This is a genomic window from Tsukamurella sp. USMM236 (assembly GCF_037148755.1).
GTDB lineage: Bacteria > Actinomycetota > Actinomycetes > Mycobacteriales > Mycobacteriaceae > Tsukamurella.
The window spans coordinates 374,740-395,449 of the sequence record NZ_JBBCSS010000002.1; the positions used below are offsets into that span (position 1 = coordinate 374,740).

Annotated in this window: 21 protein-coding genes; 11 read left to right on the forward strand and 10 right to left on the reverse strand. The window is 72.3% G+C overall.

Annotated elements, in window-relative coordinates; translation table 11 throughout:
- Positions 1-5 precede the first annotated feature (5 nt).
- Positions 6-1,244 carry a glycosyltransferase gene (locus WFK95_RS07670; protein WP_336670348.1) on the forward strand — a complete coding sequence of 413 codons (1,239 nt, stop codon included), beginning with the start codon at positions 6-8 and terminating at the stop codon, positions 1,242-1,244.
- A 66-nt stretch (positions 1,245-1,310) separates the two neighbouring features.
- Here the strand turns inward: WFK95_RS07670 and WFK95_RS07675 are convergent, their stop codons facing one another.
- Complete coding sequence (locus WFK95_RS07675) at positions 1,311-1,637, reverse strand: hypothetical protein (protein ID WP_336670349.1); 327 nt, start codon at positions 1,635-1,637, stop codon at positions 1,311-1,313.
- A gap of 10 nt (positions 1,638-1,647) precedes the next feature.
- On the opposite strand from WFK95_RS07675, the gene WFK95_RS07680 reads away from it, so the two are divergent.
- From WFK95_RS07680 to WFK95_RS07690, 3 genes are read left to right on the forward strand one after another with little or no spacing between them, the layout of a single operon-like run.
- Positions 1,648-2,565: a prealbumin-like fold domain-containing protein gene (locus WFK95_RS07680; RefSeq protein ID WP_336670350.1), complete on the forward strand. Its 918-nt coding sequence runs from the start codon at positions 1,648-1,650 to the stop codon at positions 2,563-2,565.
- Entirely contained in the window at positions 2,565-3,161 is a 597-nt protein-coding gene (locus tag WFK95_RS07685; protein ID WP_224645108.1) for a class F sortase, read from the forward strand. The genes WFK95_RS07680 and WFK95_RS07685 overlap by 1 nt, the downstream gene beginning before the upstream one ends.
- A gap of 25 nt (positions 3,162-3,186) precedes the next feature.
- Positions 3,187-3,981, forward strand: a complete 795-nt coding sequence (locus tag WFK95_RS07690; RefSeq protein ID WP_336670351.1) for an SDR family NAD(P)-dependent oxidoreductase — start codon at positions 3,187-3,189, stop codon at positions 3,979-3,981.
- Between the two features lie 34 nt (positions 3,982-4,015).
- Here the strand turns inward: WFK95_RS07690 and WFK95_RS07695 are convergent, their stop codons facing one another.
- The 5 genes from WFK95_RS07695 to trpB form a co-directional block, all read right to left on the reverse strand.
- Entirely contained in the window at positions 4,016-5,644 is a 1,629-nt protein-coding gene (locus WFK95_RS07695; protein ID WP_259143356.1) for an ABC-F family ATP-binding cassette domain-containing protein, read from the reverse strand.
- Positions 5,645-5,716: 72 nt separating this feature from the next.
- On the reverse strand, positions 5,717-6,922 hold the full coding sequence (locus WFK95_RS07700) for a GGDEF domain-containing protein (protein ID WP_336670352.1): 1,206 nt from the start codon (positions 6,920-6,922) through the stop codon (positions 5,717-5,719).
- A 189-nt stretch (positions 6,923-7,111) separates the two neighbouring features.
- A complete protein-coding gene (locus WFK95_RS07705) occupies positions 7,112-8,152 on the reverse strand; it encodes a GGDEF domain-containing protein (protein ID WP_336670353.1) in 1,041 nt (346 codons plus the stop codon).
- Positions 8,153-8,291: 139 nt separating this feature from the next.
- Positions 8,292-9,071: a tryptophan synthase subunit alpha gene (gene trpA / locus WFK95_RS07710; protein WP_336670354.1), complete on the reverse strand. Its 780-nt coding sequence runs from the start codon at positions 9,069-9,071 to the stop codon at positions 8,292-8,294.
- On the reverse strand, positions 9,068-10,402 hold the full coding sequence (gene trpB / locus WFK95_RS07715) for a tryptophan synthase subunit beta (RefSeq protein ID WP_336670355.1): 1,335 nt from the start codon (positions 10,400-10,402) through the stop codon (positions 9,068-9,070). Before trpB ends, trpA begins: the two co-directional genes overlap by 4 nt.
- 88 nt (positions 10,403-10,490) lie before the next feature.
- On the opposite strand from trpB, the gene WFK95_RS07720 reads away from it, so the two are divergent.
- From WFK95_RS07720 to WFK95_RS07735, 4 genes are read left to right on the forward strand one after another with little or no spacing between them, the layout of a single operon-like run.
- Positions 10,491-11,201, forward strand: coding sequence for a GNAT family N-acetyltransferase (locus tag WFK95_RS07720; protein WP_336670356.1), 711 nt, complete (start codon positions 10,491-10,493; stop codon positions 11,199-11,201).
- Entirely contained in the window at positions 11,198-12,112 is a 915-nt protein-coding gene (locus WFK95_RS07725; RefSeq protein ID WP_336670357.1) for an amino acid ABC transporter permease, read from the forward strand. Before WFK95_RS07720 ends, WFK95_RS07725 begins: the two co-directional genes overlap by 4 nt.
- Positions 12,109-12,900, forward strand: a complete 792-nt coding sequence (locus WFK95_RS07730; protein ID WP_336670358.1) for an amino acid ABC transporter ATP-binding protein — start codon at positions 12,109-12,111, stop codon at positions 12,898-12,900. The genes WFK95_RS07725 and WFK95_RS07730 overlap by 4 nt, the downstream gene beginning before the upstream one ends.
- Positions 12,897-13,901, forward strand: a complete 1,005-nt coding sequence (locus WFK95_RS07735; RefSeq protein ID WP_336670359.1) for a transporter substrate-binding domain-containing protein — start codon at positions 12,897-12,899, stop codon at positions 13,899-13,901. Before WFK95_RS07730 ends, WFK95_RS07735 begins: the two co-directional genes overlap by 4 nt.
- 13 nt (positions 13,902-13,914) lie before the next feature.
- On the opposite strand, the gene WFK95_RS07740 is transcribed toward WFK95_RS07735, so the two are convergent.
- Positions 13,915-14,679, reverse strand: coding sequence for a GntR family transcriptional regulator (locus WFK95_RS07740; RefSeq protein ID WP_224645097.1), 765 nt, complete (start codon positions 14,677-14,679; stop codon positions 13,915-13,917).
- 98 nt (positions 14,680-14,777) lie between these two features.
- Here WFK95_RS07740 and WFK95_RS07745 point away from each other — a divergent pair, with 98 nt between their 5' ends.
- Together WFK95_RS07745 and WFK95_RS07750 are read left to right on the forward strand one after the other, a co-directional pair.
- Positions 14,778-16,205 (forward strand): sugar porter family MFS transporter, encoded by a 1,428-nt coding sequence (locus tag WFK95_RS07745; RefSeq protein WP_336670360.1) that lies wholly within the window; start codon positions 14,778-14,780, stop codon positions 16,203-16,205.
- Positions 16,202-17,101, forward strand: a complete 900-nt coding sequence (locus tag WFK95_RS07750; protein ID WP_224645095.1) for an N-acetylglucosamine kinase — start codon at positions 16,202-16,204, stop codon at positions 17,099-17,101. The genes WFK95_RS07745 and WFK95_RS07750 overlap by 4 nt, the downstream gene beginning before the upstream one ends.
- Here WFK95_RS07750 and trpC read toward each other — a convergent pair.
- From trpC to WFK95_RS07765, 3 genes are read right to left on the reverse strand one after another with little or no spacing between them, the layout of a single operon-like run.
- Positions 17,098-17,916, reverse strand: coding sequence for an indole-3-glycerol phosphate synthase TrpC (trpC, locus tag WFK95_RS07755; RefSeq protein WP_224645094.1), 819 nt, complete (start codon positions 17,914-17,916; stop codon positions 17,098-17,100). The genes WFK95_RS07750 and trpC overlap by 4 nt on opposite strands.
- A gap of 40 nt (positions 17,917-17,956) precedes the next feature.
- Positions 17,957-18,658 (reverse strand): TIGR02234 family membrane protein, encoded by a 702-nt coding sequence (locus WFK95_RS07760; RefSeq protein ID WP_336670361.1) that lies wholly within the window; start codon positions 18,656-18,658, stop codon positions 17,957-17,959.
- Positions 18,655-20,211 (reverse strand): anthranilate synthase component I, encoded by a 1,557-nt coding sequence (locus tag WFK95_RS07765; RefSeq protein WP_224645092.1) that lies wholly within the window; start codon positions 20,209-20,211, stop codon positions 18,655-18,657. The genes WFK95_RS07760 and WFK95_RS07765 overlap by 4 nt, the downstream gene beginning before the upstream one ends.
- 37 nt (positions 20,212-20,248) lie before the next feature.
- Here WFK95_RS07765 and WFK95_RS07770 point away from each other — a divergent pair, with 37 nt between their 5' ends.
- The gene (locus tag WFK95_RS07770) at positions 20,249-20,707 is read left to right on the forward strand and encodes a peroxiredoxin (RefSeq protein ID WP_336670362.1); all 459 of its coding nucleotides are present in this window, start codon (positions 20,249-20,251) and stop codon (positions 20,705-20,707) included.
- Positions 20,708-20,710 lie beyond the last annotated feature (3 nt).

Here is a 20,710-nt window from a genome sequence, read left to right on the forward strand (position 1 = left end):
ACACCATGGCCCACCTACTGATCGCCACGTACGGCTCGCGCGGCGACACGACGCCCCTCGCCGGGCTCGGACTGCGCCTGCAGCGCGCCGGCCACACGGTCACCATCACCACCAACACCGAGCTCGCCGACGAGACCGCAGCCCTCGGCCTCGATGCCCGCACGATCGACCTCGACCTCGGCGAACCGTCCGGCGAGCCCTCCCTGGGGGACGCCATGGCGCTGGTCAAGCCCGCGGGGATCCGGCAGCTCAGCCGGAACATCCTCGACGCGGTCGACGACGTCCCCGCGGACGTCGTGCTCATGACGCCCTTCGCCGAACCCGCGGGCCAGGCGCTCGCGGAGGCACGGGGCGCCCCGGGGATTCCGCTGCGGCTGCAGCCGATCTCCGCCACGCGCGCGTTCCCGCCCAGCCTGATGGCCGCCCGGTCGATGGGCGGTGCGCTCAATCTCGCGGCGGGCCGGGCCGCCGAGCGCACCGTCGACACTCTGTACAACGGCGTGATCGCCGACCTGCGCCGCGATCTCGAGCTCCCGCGGCGCTCCGCCCGCCGGCTCCGGCGGGACCGCGCGGCGGCGCAGCAGCCCATCCTCGGCGGCTGGTCACCCGCCGTCCTGCCCCGGCCCGCCGACTGGCGCCCCGGCATCGACGTCACCGGGTACTGGTGGTCCCCCGAGCCGGACGGATGGGCACCGTCGGGCGATCTCGAAGCCTTCCTCGCCGACGGTCCGCCGCCCGTCCTCGTCGGCCTCGGCTCCCTCATGGTCCCCGCCGCCGAACGCGACCGCCTCTCCGCGGTCCTCGACGAGGCTCTCACCCGCGCCGACGTGCGCGGCATCGTCCAGTCGGGCGGCGCCGGGCTTCGCGTCCCGGACCGCCACGGCGTCCTGAACGTCGGTGCCGCCCCGTACTCGTGGCTGTTCCCGCGCCTCGCCGCGGTCGTGCACTCATGCGGCGCGGGCACCACCGCGTCCGCCCTCCGCGCCGGCATCCCGACGGTGCCGCTCCCCTCGCCCGGCGCGGACCAGTTCTTCTGGGCGAACCGGATCCACGCCCTGGGCGCGGCGACCGCCCCGATCCCGCGGACGAAGGTCACGGTTTCCCCCCTCGCCGACGCGATACGTGCCGCCGTGGACGACCCTCGGTATCGCGCCGCCGCGGGCGCCCTGAGCAGGGCGATCGCTGCGGAGGACGGGGCGTCGGCGGTGCTCGCGGCCGTGGAGCGGGCCATAACGATCGCGTAACACGGCTAACGGAATCCGCGTCGCCGTGCGATTCCCTCATGTCGGCGGACATCGCCGCAGGGGGAATCACCACGAGGAGGACGCGATGCGGAACACGACCCGGAGGAACCGGATCCGAGGCGCGCTGGCGCTACCAGCTGTGCTCATCCCGATGCTGGGGCTGATGCCCGCCGTCGCGAGCGCCGAACCGACGACGCCGGCCCCGGCACCGGTCACCACCCCGGCGCCCGCCACCACCACGACGACCACGCCGCCGGCACCGACCCCCACGACCACCACCCCGGCACCGAAACCGACCACCCCGGCGACCACCCCGTCGCCGACCATCACGCTCCCGACCACGCCGGCGCCGACCACCACGACGCCGCCGCAGGGACCACCCGGGCGGCTCACCGTGGGCGCCGTGCAGATCATCGACGCGAAGACGCAGGGCATCGGCGTCCCCGGCGCGACGGTCCGCGTCCAGGGCTGCTCCGGCGGCCCGGCGGCGACGCTGTCGCACGGCGGAGCGACGACGGTGACCGGGCCCTGCGTCCGCGCCACGATGGAGAACGTGCCGACCAACTGGCACCTCGTCTCACCGTCGGTGCAGACGAGGACGTCGACCTCGGGACGCGTCGACTTCATCTTCAGCCTCGAGCGCGGCGGCATCGTCCCGCCGACGTCGACCACGCCGCCGCCGAACCGCACCGTCCGCTTCACGGTCGCCGCCCGCGACCAGGACGGCCGGGGCGTCGCCTCGGAGTACGCGGTCGCCGAGTGCGACTCCTGGCGGCCGCTGGGCGGTGCGCGCACCGACAGCGCCGGTAACGGAGGGGGCGCCTTCCCCCGCGACTGCGTCAGCGTGGTGCCCACCGCGTGGCCGTCCTCCTGCGTGCTGCTCGGCCCGAACGCCTACTCGCGCGTCGAGGGCAACGGTGTCAATCGGCTCGCCTTCCGCTTCCGCTGCGGCGTCACGATCCCGCCCGGCGAGGTCGAGACCAACGGGACCCTGGTCAAGACCGACCGCGTCACCGGTGCCCCGCTCGCGGGCGCGTCCTTCGTCATCGCCCGCTGCGGCTCCGATGAGGCCGTCCGCGCCGTGACCACCGGCGAGAACGGCGTCGCCGCCTTCTCACTGCCGTCGGGCTGCTACCGCGCCATCGAGACCGCCGCCCCCGCGGGCTACGTCCGCGACGCCGCGGCCGTCGCATTCGACGTGCGCCTGACGCCGCAGTTCCTCGTCCGCGTGACGAACTCGAAGATCGGCGCCGGCCCGGTGGTCCGTAACCCCGGCGTCCGCGTCCCGATCGCGTCGATCCCGTCCGGACGGACGCTCTGATGCCGCGCCGCACGTCCTCGCTCCTCGTCGCCGCCGCGGCGGTGCTCGCCCTCGCGGGCTGCGGGAGCACCGTCGAGGGGACGGCGGCGGCACCGTCGTCGAACCCGAGCGCGCAGAGCGACCTGCGGCCCCCGGTGAGCGCGACGGCGGCGGAGCCGACCACACCGGTCGCCGTCACCGTCGACGGGGCGCAGGCCCCGATCGATGCCGTCGCCACCGATTCCCAGGGCGCCCTGTATCCGCCGACGGACGTGAACCGGCTCGGCTGGTGGGTCGACTCCGCGCTGCCGGGATCGGGCGCCGGCTCGGTCGTCGTCACCGGGCACGTCGACGACGCCCGGCAGGGCGCGGGCTACGCGAAGCGCTTCTCCGGACTCGCTCGGGGCGACTCCGTCACGCTGACCGGCAAGGACGGCGCACAGGTCGCCTACCGGGTCACCCGGACCGCATCCGTGCACAAGGGCGTCCTCCCGACCGACGATCTCAACCGGCTCGACGGCCCGGAGACGCTGATCCTCGTCACCTGCGGCGGGAAGTTCATCGGCCCGCCGATGGGCTACGAGAACAACGACCTCGTCTACGCGGAGCGCGCCTGACCGTCCCGCGGCTAGTGTCGAAAGCATGCGTATCGACCTGAGCGGGCGGACCGCCCTCGTGACCGGATCCACCCAGGGCATCGGCCTCGCCATCGCCGTGGGCCTGGCGCGGGCGGGAGCGCGGGTCGGGATCAACGGCCGGTCCGAGGGCCGGGTCGACGGTGCCATCGCCGCGATCCGGGAGGAGGTGCCGGGCGCCGAACTCGTGCCCGTCGTCGCCGACGTCACCGTCGAGGTCGAGGCGGAGCACGCGGTCTCCGAACTCGGCGTGGTCGACGTGCTGGTCAACAACCTGGGGGTGTTCGGCGCCGAGGACCCGCTCGAGGTCACCGACGACGAGTGGCGCCGCTACTTCGACGTCAACGTGCTCGCCGCAGTGCGTCTGACCCGGCTGCTGTTGCCCGGCATGATCGACCGCGGCTGGGGCCGCGTGCTCAACATCGCCAGTGACTCGGCGATCGTCATCCCCGCCGAGATGATCCACTACGGCGTCTCGAAGACCGCGCTGCTCGGCGCGTCCCGCGGCTTCGCCAAGGCGGCCGCGGGCACCGGGGTCACCGTGAACTCGGTCATCGCCGGACCGACGCACACCGGCGGCGTGGAGGACTTCGTCTACCAGCTCGTGAGCCGCGACCTGCCGTGGGAAGAGGCGCAGCGCGAGTTCATGCGCCTGCACCGCCCGCAGTCGCTGATCCAGCGCCTCATCGAGCCCGAGGAGATCGCCAACATGGTGGTCTACCTCAGCTCGCCGCTCGCCTCGGCGACCACCGGCGGCGCCGTCCGCGTGGACGGCGGCTACGTCGACTCGATCCTCCCCTGACGGGCGTCCACAACGGCGCCGTCGGGCACCGAGGTCAGGCGAGCTCGATGAGCTCCTGGTACTCGGCGTTCCAGTGGTCCTCGGTGCCGTCGGGCAGCAGGATCACGCGCTCCGGGTTGAGCGCCTCGGCGGCGCCCGGGTCGTGCGTGACCAGGACGACGGCGCCCTCGTAGGAGCGCAGCGCTTCGAGCACCTGCTCGCGGCTGACGGGGTCCAGGTTGTTGGTCGGCTCGTCGAGCAGCAGCACGTTCGCGGCCGAGGAGACCAGCCCGGCAAGGGCGAGGCGGGTCTTCTCGCCGCCGGACAGCGTGCCCGCGGGCTGCTCGAGCTGCGGGCCGGTGAACATGAACGCGCCGAGCAGGCTGCGCAGGTCCTGCTCCCCCGCGTCCGGCGATGCGTGCCGGATGTTGTCCCAGACGGACGCCTCGTCGTCGAGGGTGTCGTGCTCCTGCGCGAAGTAGCCGATCTTCAGGCCGCGGCCGGGCTCGAGCCCGCCCGTGTCCGGCGTTTCGACGCCAGCGAGCAGCTTGAGCAGGGTCGTCTTGCCCGCGCCGTTGAGCCCGAGGACGACGACGCGCGAGCCCTTGTCGATCGCGAAGTCGACGCCCGTGAAGATCTCCAGCGAGCCGTAGGTCTTGGTGAGGTTCTTGACCATCAGCGGCGTCTTGCTGCAGGGCGCCGGCGCGGGGAACTTGATCCGCGCCGTCTTGTCCTCGACGCGCACGTCGTCGAGCTCGCTCATCATGCGCTCGGCGCGGCGCAGCATGTTCTGCGCGGCCACGGCCTTGGTCGCCTTGGCGCCCATCTTCGCGGCCTGGACGCGCAGGGCGCCCGCCTTCTTCTCGGCGTTGGCGCGCTCGCGGCGCCGGCGCTGCTCGTCGGTGGCGCGGGCGTCGATGTACTTCTTCCAGCCCATGTTGTAGACGTCGGCCTCGCCGCGCACTGCGTCGAGGAACCAGACGCGGTTGACGACGTCCGAGAGCAGGTCCACGTCGTGGCTGATCACGATGAGCCCGCCGTCGTGGTTCTGCAGGAAGGTGCGCAGCCAGCCGATGGAGTCGGCGTCGAGGTGGTTGGTCGGCTCGTCGAGCAGCAGTGTGGTGTCGGACTTGCCGCCGGAGCCGTCCGACGCGGCGAACAGGATGCGCGCCAGCTCGACGCGGCGGCGCTGACCGCCGGAGAGGGTGCGCAGCGGCTGCTCGAGCACCCGCTCGGGCAGCGCGAGGCTGTTGCAGATCCGGGCGGCCTCGGACTCAGCGGCGTAGCCGCCGAGCGAGGAGAAGCGCTCCTCGAGGTTGCCGTACTTGCGGACCGCGGTGTCCAGCTCGTCGCCGACCAGCTCGCCCATGCGCACCTGCTGCTTGGCCATCTGCGCGACGATCTGGTCGAGGCCGCGGGCCGAGAGGACGCGGTCCTTGGCGAGCACGTTCAGGTCGCCCTCGCGCGGATCCTGGGGCAGGTATCCCACGTCGCCGGAGGAGATGATCTTGCCCGCGTAGGGCTCGCCCTCGCCGGCGAGGATGCGCATCGTCGTGGTCTTGCCGGCGCCGTTGCGGCCGACGAGGCCGATCCGGTCGCCCGCCTGCACGCGCAACTGGTCGCCCGGCGCGGTCAGCAGGGTGCGGACGCCGGCGCGCACTTCGAGGTCGGTCGCGGTGATCACAACGGTCCAGCCTACCGGTCCGGAGGTCCGGTTCTCACCTTCGTTTCCCTGGTGGTGACGCCGATCACCGCGTCACCGCGCGGATTCGCCCGGCACTTCTCCCTGCGGCGCGACGTCGTGCGGCGCGACCTCGTGCGGCGCGACCTCGTGCGGCGCGACGGCGGTCTCCCGCTCGTAGACCACGACGCGGCGGGACCGATCGGCCTTCGCCTCGTAGAGCGCCCGGTCCGCCTCGGCGACGGCGGGCGCGAGACCGCCGGGCCGCAGCGGCCCGAGCACGACGATCCCGGCGCTGCCCGCCACGGCCCGCCGCCTCGGTTCGTCCCCGGCGACCAGCGCCCGCAGACCCGCGACCACGGCCTCCGCCGCGGCGCGCGAGGGCCGCAACGCGACCACGACGAATTCGTCGCCGCCCATCCGGGACACGATCGTCTCGGGGAGCCCGTCCCGCAGCGCCTTGCCCGTGTCGACGAGGAGTTGATCGCCGGACAGATGGCCGTGGGTGTCGTTGTAGTGCTTGAACCGGTCGAGGTCCAGGATCGCGACGACCGCGGCACCGTGGTCGCGGCGCGCCTTCTCCCGGACCAGCGCCTGCATCCCGACGCGGTTGTACAGGCCGGTGAGGCCGTCCCGGTGCTGATCGGTCACCGCGACACCGATCCCCCGGCGCCCGGACTCGACCACGAACTGCACGATCATCGGGAGCGCGAAGACGACCGCGAGCGCCGGCGCGAGAAGCGGGTACAGGGCCGCGAGCGGGATGCCGTCGATGACGATCGTCGCGACGGTGGTGGTGATCAGAGCGGCGAGGGACAGCAGGCAGTGCAGTAGCAGGATCCGCCAGCCCAGCAGGAACGCCGTGAGCATCGCGAGCATGCCGAGGTGGATGGTGCCGCTGATCCGCGCGATGCCGTACTGGGCCATGCACCCCACGAACAGGCACAGGTCCGCCGCCGCGACGAACCGGATGGCGTCCTTCGCCCGGGGGTTCCGGAGCCGGAGCCACCAGACACCCAGCACCGCGCTGCCACTCGAGGCGGCGACGAAGACGACCATCGCGATCGGCGTCGTCGGCCGGCCCTCCGAGAACAGGATGCCGATGCACAGCGGCACCATCATCAGGGCGAGGCCGCCGATCGCGAAGCGCAGGGCGAGCCCGCCCCCCTGAAGTCGCAGCCAGGACTGCGCCGTCATGTACTCCACGTTCCCGGCGGTGCGCCAGCCCTCGCGGTCGGTGAGCCGCCGCCACACCGCGCGCAGGAACCGCCGCGCGGTCATCGGACGCTTCCATCCGGCTCGCGGATCACCACGGTTCCTCCGCGGCGCGGGTGCAGGTCATCGACCGGACTCGACCACGGGCCCGCCGGTCGCCGCGCGTCAGCGGCCAACGCTGGTCCCGGTCATCACGGGGGTGATTGTACCCGCGGCGGTGCGGCTCGAACGTGGGCGCCCGGCAGCAGCTACCGGTCAGCGCAGAGCCAGGTCCCGCACGACGACCGCGGACGTCGTCGAACGTTTTGCTTCGTACAACGCCTCGTCGGCCGCCAGCGCCAAGGCGTCGAGGCGCGCCCGGTCCCGGCCCGCCGCTATGACGATCCCGAGGCTGCCCGGGATCCCGGTCTCGTCGTGATCCCCCCGCGGCACGACGAGCGCCCTCAACTCCTCGATCGTGGTCATGGCGTCTCCTCGCCCGTCCCGGAACGCGACGAGCCCGAACTCGTCGCCGCCGTGGCGACCGACGACGAGGCGGGGGACGGTCTTGAGCCGGGCGGCGACATCGCGGAGCAGTTGATCGCCGGCCCCGTGTCCGTGCGTGTCGTTGAACTGCTTGAACCGGTCGAGATCCAGCGCCGCCACCACGACGAGTCCGTCGTCGGTCGCCCGCTTCGCGGTCCGGCGGATCGCGAGGTTCATACCGCGCCGGCTGTACGCGCCGGTCAGGCTGTCGACGTTCCACTCCTTCGTGAGATCGGCGACGCCGTGTCGACCCAGCTCCACGACCACCTGGATCACCACGGGAAGGCCCACCACGGTCGTGATCGCCGGCGTCGTGTACACGTACAGGTCCAGGAGGGTCCGACCGTCGGCGAGCATCGCGTACGCGGTCAGCCCGGCGATCAGCAGCAGCGCGTACACGCAATGCAGCAACAGGATCCGCCAGCCCAGGAAGAACGCCGCGAACAATCCCACCATCGCGATGTGGATCGTGCCGCAGATGCGCGCGGTGGGGTCGGACAGCACCGCGACGGCGACTCCGATGAGGAGGTCGGAGAGGAAGAGGAACCATATCGCCTCGCGCGCCGACGGCCACCGCCCGACGAGCCAGCGCAGCCCGAGGAGGAAGCCGATGACGGCGGCGCTCATGTGGACGAGCCGCGCCGGCGTTCCGGAGGGGCCCATCGGGTTGAACTGCATCACCGCGGCCAACGGGAGCATCATCATCGCGAGCAGCGCGACCGATACCCGGAGGATGCGTTCCCCGTTGAGGTACCGGATCGCCGTGGTCATGTACGCGTATTCCCGCTGCCCGGCGGTGCGCCATCGGCGACCGTCGAACAGTGTTCGCCCGCCGCGACGCACCAGTCGCCGCCAGGAGGGCCGGCGAGACCCACGTCCGGCGCGCGCCGCGCTGTCGGGCGCCGCTCGGTCAGGCGCGGCGGACACCGGCGGCGAGTTCGGCGGTCAGCGAGCGGACGTCGTCGATCGATCGACCGGCGGCGCTGACCAGCGCGGAACCGACGATCACGGCGTCGGCGTAGGCGGCGATCTCCGCCGCCTGCGCGCGCGAGCGCACGCCGAGCCCCACGCCGACGGGAATGTCGGACACCTCACGCACGCGCGCCACCAGTTCGGGCGCGACGTTGTCGACCGCGTCGCGCGCGCCGGTGACGCCCATCGTCGACGCCGCGTAGAGGAAGCCCGAGGAGGCCTTCGCCGTCATCGCGAGCCGCTCGGGCGTCGACGACGGTGCCGCGAGGAAGATCTTGTCCAGACCGTGCCGATCAGCCGCGGCGATCCACTCGTCGGCCTCGTCGGGAATGAGGTTCGGCGTGATCAGGCCCTTGCCGCCGGCGGCCGCGAGGTCCCGCGCGAAGGCCTCCACGCCGTACTTGAGCACGGGGTTCCAGTAGGTCATCACCACGGGCGCGGCGCCTGCGGCGGCGACGGACTCGGCGTAGGAGAAGACGTCGCGCACGCGGATGCCGCCCCGGAGGGCGTCGTCGGCCGCGCGCTGGATGACGGGGCCGTCCATGACCGGGTCGCTGTAGGCGATGCCCAGCTCCACGATGTCCGCGCCCGCTTCGACCATGGCGACGACGGTGTCGAGCCCGCCCTGCTTGGACGGGTACCCGCAGGGCAGGTAGGTCACCAATGCGGCGCGGTTCTCCGCGCGGCACTGCTCGAAGACCGGTGCCAGTGCGCTCACTTGCTCTCCCCCGTGCTCGTCGCCGCGCGCGCTTGTGCGTCCCGCAGCTCGGTGTTCAAGTCCTCGCCGACGACCGTCTGGCCGACCACGTCCCCGTGGTCGTCGAGGAGGCCGAACCACTTCCCGGCGGTGTCGACGTCCTTGTCCCCGCGACCGGACAGGTTGACGATGATCAGGGCGTCCGGACCCATCGCCCGGCCCAGTTCGAGCGCTCCGGCCACGGCGTGCGCCGACTCGATCGCCGGGATGATGCCCTCAGTGCGGCAGAGCAGGGCGAACGCCTCCATGGCCTCCGCATCGGTGATCGGGATGTACTCGGCGCGGCCGTCCTGCTTGAGCTGCGCGTGCTCGGGCCCGACGCCCGGGTAGTCCAATCCGGCGGAGATCGAGTGCGATTCGATGGTCTGGCCGTCCTCGTCCTGCAGCAGGTACGAGTACGAGCCCTGGAAGGCGCCGGGGCTGCCGCCGGTGAAGGTCGCGGCGTGCCGCCCGGTCTCGACGCCGTCGCCCGCGGCCTCGCAGCCGATCAGGCGCACGCCCTCGTCCGCGATGAACGGGTGGAAGACACCGATCGCGTTGGAGCCGCCGCCGACGCACGCGAAGACCGCGTCGGGCAGGCGGCCCTCCGCCTCGAGGATCTGCTCGCGGGCCTCCATGCCGACGATCCGCTGCAGGTCGCGGACCATGAGCGGGAACGGGTGCGGCCCCGCGGCGGTGCCGAAGCAGTAGTAGGTGGTGTCGGCGTTGCTGACCCAGTCACGCAGGGCCTCGTTGATGGCGTCCTTGAGCGACGCCGAACCCGAGGCGACCGCGACCACCTCGGCGCCGAGGAGCCGCATCCGCGCGACGTTGAGCGCCTGGCGGTCGGTGTCGACCTTGCCCATGTAGACGACGCACTCGATGCCGAGCAGGGCGCAGGCGGTGGCGGTGGCGACCCCGTGCTGCCCGGCGCCGGTCTCCGCGATGACCCGCGGCTTGCCCATGCGCTTGGCGAGGAGGACCTGCCCCAAGACGTTGTTGATCTTGTGGCTGCCGGTGTGGTTGAGGTCCTCGCGCTTGAGATAGATCTGCGCGCCGCCGGCGTGCTCGTTCAGCCGCACGCACGGGTACAGCGGCGACGGCCGCCCGGTGTACTGGCGCTGCAGGCGGTCGAGCTCGCCGAGGAACTCCCGATCGGAGCGGACCTTCTCGAACTCGGCGGAGACCTCCTCGATCACCGCCATGAGCGCCTCGGGCACGTGCCGTCCGCCCCACGCGCCCCAATGACCGGTCCCGTCCGGCTCGAAGGCCGATCGTTCGGACAGTCCGGTACTGGCTTCAGGAAGGCTCACAGGAACGATTATCCCTACGCCGTCAAAGTGGAATCACAGCGACGCCAAACGTTCCGCGAATCCGTTTCCGCGACGAGTGTTTCCGGGCATGACCACCACGCTCGGCCATGTCCTCGACGATCCCGTCCGGGCCTCCCTGCACGGCGCGCACGCCCGCTTCCGCCTCGGAGACGGGGCCGTCGTCCGCTACCGGCCGGAGGTCGCGCGCTTCGTCGGCCACCCGCCGCAGCCGACCCCCGAGGACTTCGCGGCCCTGGCCCGCCTCGCCGTCCCCGGCACCCCGCTCTCGCTCCGGGGCGTGCGGGCGCCGCTCCCCGCGGGGTGGCGGATCGTCGACGAGATCCCGCTCGTCCAGTACGACGGTGCCGCCCTCAAGACGGCGCCCGACGGCGAGGCCGAGGTGCTCGGTGCCCGGAACGTCGACGAGATCCTCGATCTGGTCGAGCGGACCCGCCCGGGACCGTTCGAGCGGCGCACCGTCGAACTGGGGCTCTACCTGGGCCTGCGGGACGACTCCGGTCGCCTGATCGCCCTCGCCGGGGAACGCCTGCGCCCGCCCGGATGGACGGAGATCAGCGCGGTCTGTACGGACCCGGAGCACCGCGGCCGGGGCCTCGCGACCCGCCTCGTCCGCGCCGTCGGACACCACATCCGGGCCCGCGGCGACGTCCCGTTCCTGCACACCTCCGCCGAGAACACCGGCGCCCGCGCGGTGTACGAGGGCCTCGGCTTCCGGCTCCGCGCGTCGATCCCCCTGCTCCTCGTCCAGCCGCCCACCCGATCGACCGGAGAGTCATGACCCTCGCCCTCACCCGGCCGCAGCCGGCCGCCACCGATCCCGAGCTCGCCGAGCTCGCCGCCCTGCCTGTGCGGCACCGCGTCCAATGGGGCCGATGGCTCGCGGTCGCGGTCGCGGGCGTCCTGTTCGCGCAGCTCGCGGTCTCGGCCGTGACCAATCCCCGGTTCGACTGGCCCACCTTCGGCGCCTACCTGTTCAGTCCGACGATCCTCGAGGCGCTCTGGTTCACGATCCAGCTCACCCTGATCGGGGCCGTCCTGGGCTTCCTCCTCGGCGGCGCGCTCGCCCTGGCCCGGCTGTCCGGTAATCGCGTGCTCGCGGCCTTCAGCTTCGGCTTCATCTGGCTGTTCCGGTCGATCCCCCTCATCGTGCAGATCCTTTTCTGGGGCTACCTCGGGGCGCTGTACCCGACGATCGGCCTCGGCATCCCGTTCGGGCCGACCTTCGTCGACGCGCCGACCAAGGACCTGCTCTCGCCGTACACCGCGGCCGTGATCGGCATCGTCCTGCACCAGGCCGCGTACGGCTCGGAGATCGTGCGGGCGGGCATCCTGGGCGTCTCGGCGGGGCAGCACGACGCGGCCCGCGCCCTCGGAATCCCGCCGGCTGCGCACCTGCTGCGGATCACGCTGCCGCAGGCACTGCGCACAATCGTGCCGCCCGCCGCGAACGAGGTGATCGGCCTGCTCAAGGGCACGACGGCGGTCTTCATCCTGGCGCTGCCCGACCTGTTCTACCAGGTCCAGGTGGTGTACGGCCGGAACGGCCGGATCATTCCGCTGCTGCTCGTCGCGGTCGCCTGGTACGCGGTGCTGACCACCGTCCTGTCGATCGGCCAGCACTACCTCGAGAAGCGCCTCGCGCGCGGCTACGGGGCCACGAAGACCCCGAAGAAGGAGAAGACCGCATGACCGCCACCGATCCGCGCCCGCGCTTGGAGGCCGTGGGGCTGTCGAAGCGCTTCGGCCACGACGAGGTGCTGCGCGGCGTGGACCTCACGGTCGCGCCCGGCGAGGTGGTGTCGATCATCGGACCGTCCGGATCCGGCAAGTCGACGCTGCTGCGGCTGCTCAACCACCTCGAGGAGCCGAGCTCCGGGGTCGTCCGGGTCGACGGCGACCTGATCGGCGTCCGGCGCCGCGGCGATCACCTCGTCGCGCTGCCCGAGCGCGAGCTGCGCCGCCAGCGCGCCCGCATCGGCTTCGTCTTCCAGCAGTTCAACCTGTTCCCGCACCTCACGGCCGCGGAGAACGTCGCGCGACCGCAGCGCCTGACCCTGGGCCGCAGCCGGAACGAGGCCGACGGCCGAGCCCGGGAACTGCTCGACCGGGTCGGGCTCGGCGCGCATGCGGGCCACTACCCCGGTCAGCTGTCGGGCGGCCAGCAGCAGCGCGTCGCGATCGCCCGCACCCTCGCCCTCGACCCGGACCTGATCCTGTTCGACGAGCCGACCTCCGCGCTCGACCCCGAGCTGGTCGGGGAGGTGAACGCCGTCATCGCCGAGCTCGCCGCCGAGGGCCGGACCCTGGTCGTGGTGACCCACGAGCTGGCCCTCGCCCGCCGCATCTCGGACCGGATCGTCTTCCTCGACCGGGGCCGCGTCGTCGCCGTCGGCACGCCGGCCGCCGTGCTCGACCGCCCCGCCACCGACCGCACCCGCACTTTCCTCGCCCACTGGACCACCAAGGAGACCGCATGACCATCCGTTCCGTTCGACATCGCCTGCCCGCCCTCGTCGCGGCCCTCGCCCTCGCGGGCTCGGTGCTGGCGGGCTGCGGCGGGCAGACCACCGAGTCGACGACCGCGAGCGTGACCGGCGCGGCCGGGCAGCAGCTCAACCTGACCAGCAAGCAGAACCGGATCGTGCCCGCGAAGGACGAGGCCGCGGCGGCCCTGCTCCCCCAGGCCATCCGCGATCGCGGCGTGCTCCGGGTCGCGCACGGCTCGGGGGCGGGCAACGCGCCGTTCTACTTCCCCGCGACGGACGACGAGCGCGTCTTCATCGGCGACGAGTCGGACATCGCGTACCTGATCGCCGGTGCCCTCGGCCTGAAGCTCGAGGAGTCGAACACCTCGTGGGAGGGCCTGTTCCTGGGCATCGACAGCGGCCAGTTCGACCTCGGCGTCTCGAACATCACCGTCACGGAGGCGCGGAAGCAGAAGTACGACTTCGCCACCTACCGCAAGGACGACCTCGCCGTCGAGGTCCAGGAGTCCTCCACGTTCACGTTCACGGGCGGGGACTCCTTCTCCGGGAAGACGGTGGCCGTCGGCTCCGGCACCAACCAGGAGCGGATCCTGCAGCGCTACGACGCGGACCTGCGCGCCGCGGGCAAGCCCGGCATCGCCATCAAGAACTACCAGGACAACACCGGCACCTACGCCGCGCTCGCGTCGGGCCAGATCGACGCCTACTTCGGCCCGAACCCGATTTCGGCCTTCCACGTCGCGCAGACCAAGGGCACCCCGAACGCGACGAAGGTCGTCGGCCGGGTGTCCGGCGCCGGCTCGACGCTGCAGGGCCTCATCGGCGCGACGACGAAGAAGGACAGCGGCATCATCCGCGCCGTGCAGGCGGCATTGGAGTCGACGATCCGCAGCGGCGACTACGCCAAGGTGCTGCAGCGCTGGGGACTGGAGGCGGAGGCCGTCCCCACCTCGGAGATCAACCCGCCGGGGCTGCCGATCACCGACAAGTGACGCGGGAGCGTCCTCAGAGTTCCGACGGCCCGGCCGCGACGTCCAGCGTCGCGGCCGGGCTCGTGGCGCGGGCGACGAACTTGAACCGGTCGCCGCGGTAGATGCTGCGGGTCCACTCGAGGGCGAGGCCCTCGGCGTCCCGGCCCAGGCGGTGCACCATGAGCAGGGGGTGCCCGGCGGTGACTCCGAGCAGCTCCGCCTCGGACGGCGAGGCGAGCGCCGTCTCGACGGTGTCCTCGACCGCGGTGATCGACCGCGCGTACTGCTCGCGGAGCACGCGGTACAGCGACGCCTGCTCCTCGAGACGCGTGGCGAGTCCGCGGAGCGGGCCCCGCAGGTGGGCCATCTCGATGGCCAGCGGCTCGTCGTCGACGATGCGCAGCCGGGTGACGCGGTACACGCGCGCCCCGCGCGGGAGTTCGAGGGCCACCTGCGTCTCCGCGTCCGCAGTGATGTGGTCGCACGAGAGCAGTTGTGAGCTCACCTGCTTGCCGTCGACGCCGAAGTCCTCGCTCAGCGAGGTGAGCTGTCGGACCCGGACGATCTTGGGCGGCGCGACGTAGGTGCCGCTGCCGTGCTCGCGGCGCAGCACCCCCTCGGCGGACAGCTCGGCCAGTGCCTTGCGCAGGGTCGTGCGCGAAACGCCGAGCTGCTCGGCGAGCCGGCGTTCGGCGGGCAGGGTGTCCCCGTGCCCGAGGTCGCCGATGCGGCGTTGCAGCTCGAGTTTGGCGCGGAAGTAGCGCGGCGGCTCGGTGTGCGACGAACGAGGGAGCGTCATGTGTTCCACATTACCCCTTGACGGTCAAAGTGGTCTATGCCACTCTTAGCCTACTCCAAATGGTGTAGACCACTTGGAGCCGACTTCAAGGAGATGACATGAGCAGTACGCAGGCTGCGAAATCGAGCGCGGTCCTCGTCGGCGTCGCGGCGGCGAGCCTCGGCGTGATCTACGGCTACGACACGTCGAACATCGCCGCGGCGAAGGACTTCATCCGGCAGGACTTCGGCCTCGGCGACGGGATGACCCAGGCGCTGGCCACGGTCGTCGTCGTCGGCGAGATCCTCGGCGCGATCGTCGGCGGCTGGTTCGCCAACAAGGTCGGCCGGAAGAAGGCGATGATCGCCGTCGGCGCCGGTTACACGATCTTCGCCCTGTTCGGCGCCATCGCACCGACCGTGCCCCTCCTCCTGTTCGCGAGGTTCATGCTCGGCCTCACCGTCGGCGTCTCGGTCGTGGTGGTCCCGGTCTTCGTGGCCGAATCCGCGCCCGCGAAGCGCCGCGGCGCGATGCTCGTGGCCTACCAGTTCGCCACGATCGTGGGCATCATCCTGGGCTACGTGCTCGGCTACCTGCTCGCCGGCCTCGGCACCACCTCGTGGAAGTGGATGCTCGGCGTCGCCGCCGTGCCCGCGATCATCGTCACGCTCCTGCTCGTGCGCCTTCCCGATACCGCCCGCTGGTACATGACCCGCGGTCGCGAGGACGAGGCCCGCGCCGCACTCATCTCCGTCGAGCCCGACTCCACCGCCGCCGGCATCGAGGCCGAACTCGATGAGATGCGCGCCCAGCTCTCCGACGAGACGGGCGGCAAGCTCAGCCAGCTCTTCCGCCAGCCCTACCTGCGCGCCACCTTCTTCGTCGTCGTCCTCGGCTTCTTCATCCAGATCACCGGCATCAACGCGATCATCTACTACAGCCCGGACATCTTCGCGTCGATGGGCTACGAGGGGAACTTCGGCAAGTACATGCTGCCCGCCTTCGTGCAGCTCTTCGGCCTGCTCGCCGTGGTCGTCTCGATCTTCACCGTCGACAAGTTCGGCCGCCGCCCCATCCTGCTCGGCGGCATCGGCACCATGATCCTCGCCTTCGCCGTGATGATCCTCGCCTACCAGATGGCCGACGGCGACTTCAAGAACCACGAGACCGCGGGCGTCGTCGGCTTCGCCGGCCTGGTGCTGGTCGTGATCGGCTTCTCGTTCGGCTTCGGCTCCCTGGTGTGGGTGTACGCCGGCGAGGCCTTCCCCGCCCGGCTCCGCGCCTACGGCTCGTCGGCGATGCTGACCTCGGACCTCGTGGCGAACGCCATCGTCGCCCAGGTCACGCTGACGATGCTCAACAGCCAACTGCTCGGCGGCACCGGCACCTTCGCCGTCTTCGGGGCCCTGACCGTCGTCGCCTTCCTGTTCGTGCTCAAGTTCGCACCGGAGACCAAGGGCCGCAAGCTCGAGGACATCCAGCACTACTGGCAGAACAACGGCACCTGGCCCACCGACGCCGACAAGACGGGGGCCGTGTCCCAGTGAGCACCGCGGTGATCGGCCTCGACATCGGAGGCTCCAAGACGCAGGCCGTCCGCGCCGAGAACGGCGTGGTGGTCGCCGAGGCGCTCGCCGGCAGCGCGAACATCTCGTCCGTGGGCCGCGACGAGGCCGGTCGCCAGCTCGACATCGCGCTCGGCCGGCTCGGCGTCCACGACGTGGGCGCGGTGTGCGCGGGCGCCGCCGGGGTGGAGACCCCGGCCGGCGCGGCCACGCTCACCGCACTCCTCGCCGAGCGCATCCCGGGCGCCCGGATCCGGGTGGTGCACGACAGCCAGCTGATCCTCGCTGCGGCCGGCGTGCGCGACGGGGTGGCGGTCATCTCCGGTACCGGCGCCGTCGCGTGGGGCCGAGCGGGCGACAAGCACGCCCGCGCGGGCGGTTGGGGCTATCTGCTGGGCGACGAGGGAAGCGGCTACTGGGTCGCGAAGGAGGCGGTGCGCCGCACCCTGATCCGCCTCGACCGCGAGGAGCCCGCCGATCACCTCGGCCAGCAGCTGGCCGCCGACTGCGGCCTGCAGGACCCGGACGAACTGCTGGATCACTTCTACGCGCAGCAGGAGCGGCGGTACTGGGCGGGCCGGGCCCGGGTGGTTTTCGAGCTCGCCCAGTCGGGCGACCCGGTGAGCACCGACATCGTCGACCAGGCCGCGATCGCACTCACCCACATCGCCGTCTCGGTCGCCGAGCGGATCGGCTCGGCGGGCCCCGTCGTGCTCGCGGGCGGCCTCGCCGTGCATCAGCCGGCGCTACAGCGCCGGGTGCGGCATCACCTGGGGATGCGCGGCATCTCCGACCTGCGGGTCCTCACGGTCGATCCGGTGCGCGGCGCGATCCAGATCGCGCTGCGCGAGCTGGAGCGCCGGGGCGCGCGGGACTAGCGCGCGGGGCGCGGGCAGCTGGGGTGCGAGCCGGCGGTCACGAGGTCGGCGACGGCCGTCCGCGGATCGCCGGCCGTGACCAGCCCCTCGCCGACGAGGACCCCGTCGGCGCCCTGGCCCGCGTAGGTCAGCAGGTCGCGGCTGTCGCGCACGCCCGACTCGGCGATCTTGATCACCGAGGAGGGCAGTCCGGGGGCGATCCGCGCGAAGGAGTCGCGGTCCACCTCGAGGGTCTTGAGGTTGCGGGCGTTCACGCCGATCACGGTCGCGCCGGCCTCGAGCGCGCGGTCCGCCTCGTCCTCCGTGTGCACCTCGACGAGCGCGGTCATGCCGAGCGACTCGATGCGGTCGAGCAGCGAGACGAGGACCGGCTGTTCCAGCGCGGCGACGATGAGCAGCACGATGTCGGCGCCGTGCGCGCGGGCCTCGTGGATCTGGTACGGCGTGACGATGAAGTCCTTGCGCAGGACGGGGATCCGCACCCGCGAACGGACCGCGTCGAGGTCCGCCAGGGACCCCTTGAACCGCCGCTCCTCGGTGAGCACGCTGATCGCCCGGGCGCCGCCCGCCTCGTACTCGGAGGCGAGCTCGGCGGGGTCGGCGATGCCGGCCAGGTCGCCCTTCGACGGGCTGGCGCGCTTCACCTCGGCGATCACCGCGATGCCGGGCTCGCGGAGCGCGGCGGTGGCGTCGACGGCGGGCGGCGCGGCCTTCGCGGCGGCCTTGATCGTGGCCAGGTCGACGATGGCCTCACGGGCCGCCAGGTCCGCGCGCACACCCTCGATGATGGAGTCGAGAGCAGTGGGTGAAGTCACGGCTGGAGGCCTTTCGTGGGTCGTCGAGCGTGCTCCAACATTAGCCCTCGGCCCGCGGACGCTCGGGTCCGGCCCCCTCGCCCGCGCCGGGACGGGCGCCGCCCGCCTCGGTGGGGTCGTCCCCGCCGTCGAGCGCGTCCCACAGGTCGCGCTCGGAGGCCGGCTCCGCGGCGGTGTCGTCGAAGACGCGCTGCTCCAGTTCGGCGCGGCGCGCGGCGGGCGAGACGTACTTCGATCCCATGCCGCCACCCCGCAGTCCGCGCATGAGCAGCACCGCGGCGCCGACCGCGAGGAGGGCGCCGAGGATCGCGACCCACGGGCCCGCCGTCGTCGGGTCGACCTGGGAGATGTAGTCCTTGTTGCCCATGACGGCGGTGCCGGCGTCGCCGCCGCCCGGGGCGTCGCGCAGGATCTTCTCGAGGTAGCCGATGTCGGGTTCCTGCGTCAGCACCGTGACCGCCGGGTAGGCGGCGCCGATCGCGGCGACCGCGACGATGACGGCGACGACGCCGCGGGCCCAGTTCTTCAGCGCCAGCGCCGCGGCGATCGCCGCGAGGAAGACCAGCCACAGCGCCGAGAGCGCGGGTGCCCAGGTGTTCCCCGCGACCTCCATCGTCCGCTCGGGCGAGAGCCCGTCGGCGATGGTCACGCCCATCCACGACATCCGTCCCGAACCCCACACCGCGCCCGCCGCCGCGGCGAGCAGGACCGAGGCGATCGCGAGGTTCCGCTTGCCGTTCATCGTGCCTCCTCCGCCACGCCGCGCAGGGTGTTCGCCGCGGCGACGGCCTTCAGCGCGGCCAATGCCTTGTTCCGCGACTCGTTGAACTCGTACTCCCCGACCGAGTCGGCGACGACGCCGCCGCCGGCCTGGACGTAGGCGGTGCCGTCCTTGAGCACGGCGGTGCGGATGGCGATCGCGGTGTCGGCGTCGCCGGCGAAGTCGAGGTAACCGACGATGCCGCCGTAGAGCCCGCGGCGGGTGATCTCGGCCTCGTCGATGAGCTCCATCGCGCGCACCTTCGGCGCCCCGGTGAGGGTGCCGGCGGGGAAGCACGCGGCCACCGCGTCGAGCGCCTGCTTACCGGGCGCGAGATCGCCGGAGACCGTCGACACCAGGTGCATCACGTGGCTGTAGCGCTCGATGCGCCGGTAGTCCGTGACCCGGACGGTGCCCGGCGTGCACACCCGGCCGAGATCGTTGCGGCCGAGATCGACGAGCATCAGGTGCTCGCTGTTCTCCTTCTCGTCGGCCTGCAGGTCCTTCTCCAGCAGCAGATCCTCCTCCGGGGACGCGCCGCGCCAGCGGGTGCCGGCGATCGGGTGCGTCGTGGCGGTCCCGTCGGCGACGGTGACCAGCGCCTCGGGGCTGGAGCCGACGATGGAGAAGGCGACGGAGCCGTCGGGCGCCGGCACCTGCACGAGGTACATGTAGGGGCTCGGGTTCGAGGCGCGAAGCACCCGGTAGACGTCGATCGGGTCCGCGTCGGACGGCACGGAGAAGCGCTGGCTCGGCACCACCTGGAAGGCCTCACCGGCCTCGATGTCGCCGACCAGCTTCTCGACGATCGCGCTGTACTCCTCGACGGTCCGCTGCGCGGTGTACTCCGGCTCGGGCCGGGTGAAGGACGCGACCGAGGAGGCGAGGGGCGCGGCCAGCGCGGCCTCCATCGCGTCGAGCCGCGCGACGGCGTCCGCGTAGGCCTCGTCCACCCGGTCGGCGGAGCCGTCCCAGTTCACCGCGTTGGCGATGAGGGTGATCGTCCCCTCGTGGTGGTCGATCGCGGCGAGGTCCGTCGCCAGCAGCCACACCATCTCCGGCAGGTGCAGGTCGTCGACGGTGGTGTCCGGCAGCCGCTCCAGGCGCCGCACCGCGTCGTAGGCGAGGTAGCCGACCATGCCGCCGTTGAGCGGCGGCAGCCCTTCGATCCGCTCCGAGCTCAGCAGCCGCAGCACCTCGCCCAGGGCCTCGAGCGGGTCGCCGCCCGACGGTGCGCCGGCGGGCGCCTTCCCGATCCAGGTGGCGGCACCGTCGACGACGGTGAGCGCGGCGGGCGCGGGCGCGCCGACGAAGGACCATCGGCTCCACGACTGGCCCGCGGCGGCGGACTCCAGCAGGAAGGTGCCCGGCCGCCCGCCGGCCAGTTTGCGGTACGCCGACAGCGGGGTCTCGGCATCGGCGAGCACCGTGCGGATCACCGGCACCACGCGGTGCCGATCCGCGAGCGCGCGGAACTCGTCCAGGCTGGTGGTCGCGCCGTCGGGCTGCAGGTTCGGCTGCTGTGCGGTACTCATCGCCTGCCAGTATCCCAGCGCCGGTAGGTTCGTGGCCATGCGCATCGGCCAGCAGGCCCCCGAGTTCGCCCTTCCCGACCGCACCGGCACCGTCCGCACCCTCTCCGAGCTCCGCGGCGACGGCCGCGCGGCGGTCTTCTTCTACCTCACCGCGGGCCTGCCGGTGTGCGTCGCGGAGGTCGGGCGGTTCCGCGACGCGGGCGAGGAGTTCGACCGCCGCGGTACGGCCCGGATCGGGATCAGCATGGACCCGCTGGTGCGCACGCAGGCCTTCGCGGACGTCATGGAGCCGGGCTTCCCGCTGCTCACCGACGCCGATGGTGCGGTCTCCGCCGAGTACGACGTCAAGCGGGGCAAGTTCGCGGTCGCACCGGTGCGCCGGCAGACCTTCCTCATCGACGCCGACGGGACCGTGCTGCACATCGTGGTCGGCGAACTGCGGGCGGTGGCGCACGTCGAGGAGACGCTGGCCTTCCTCCGCACGCTCAGCGCCTGACGG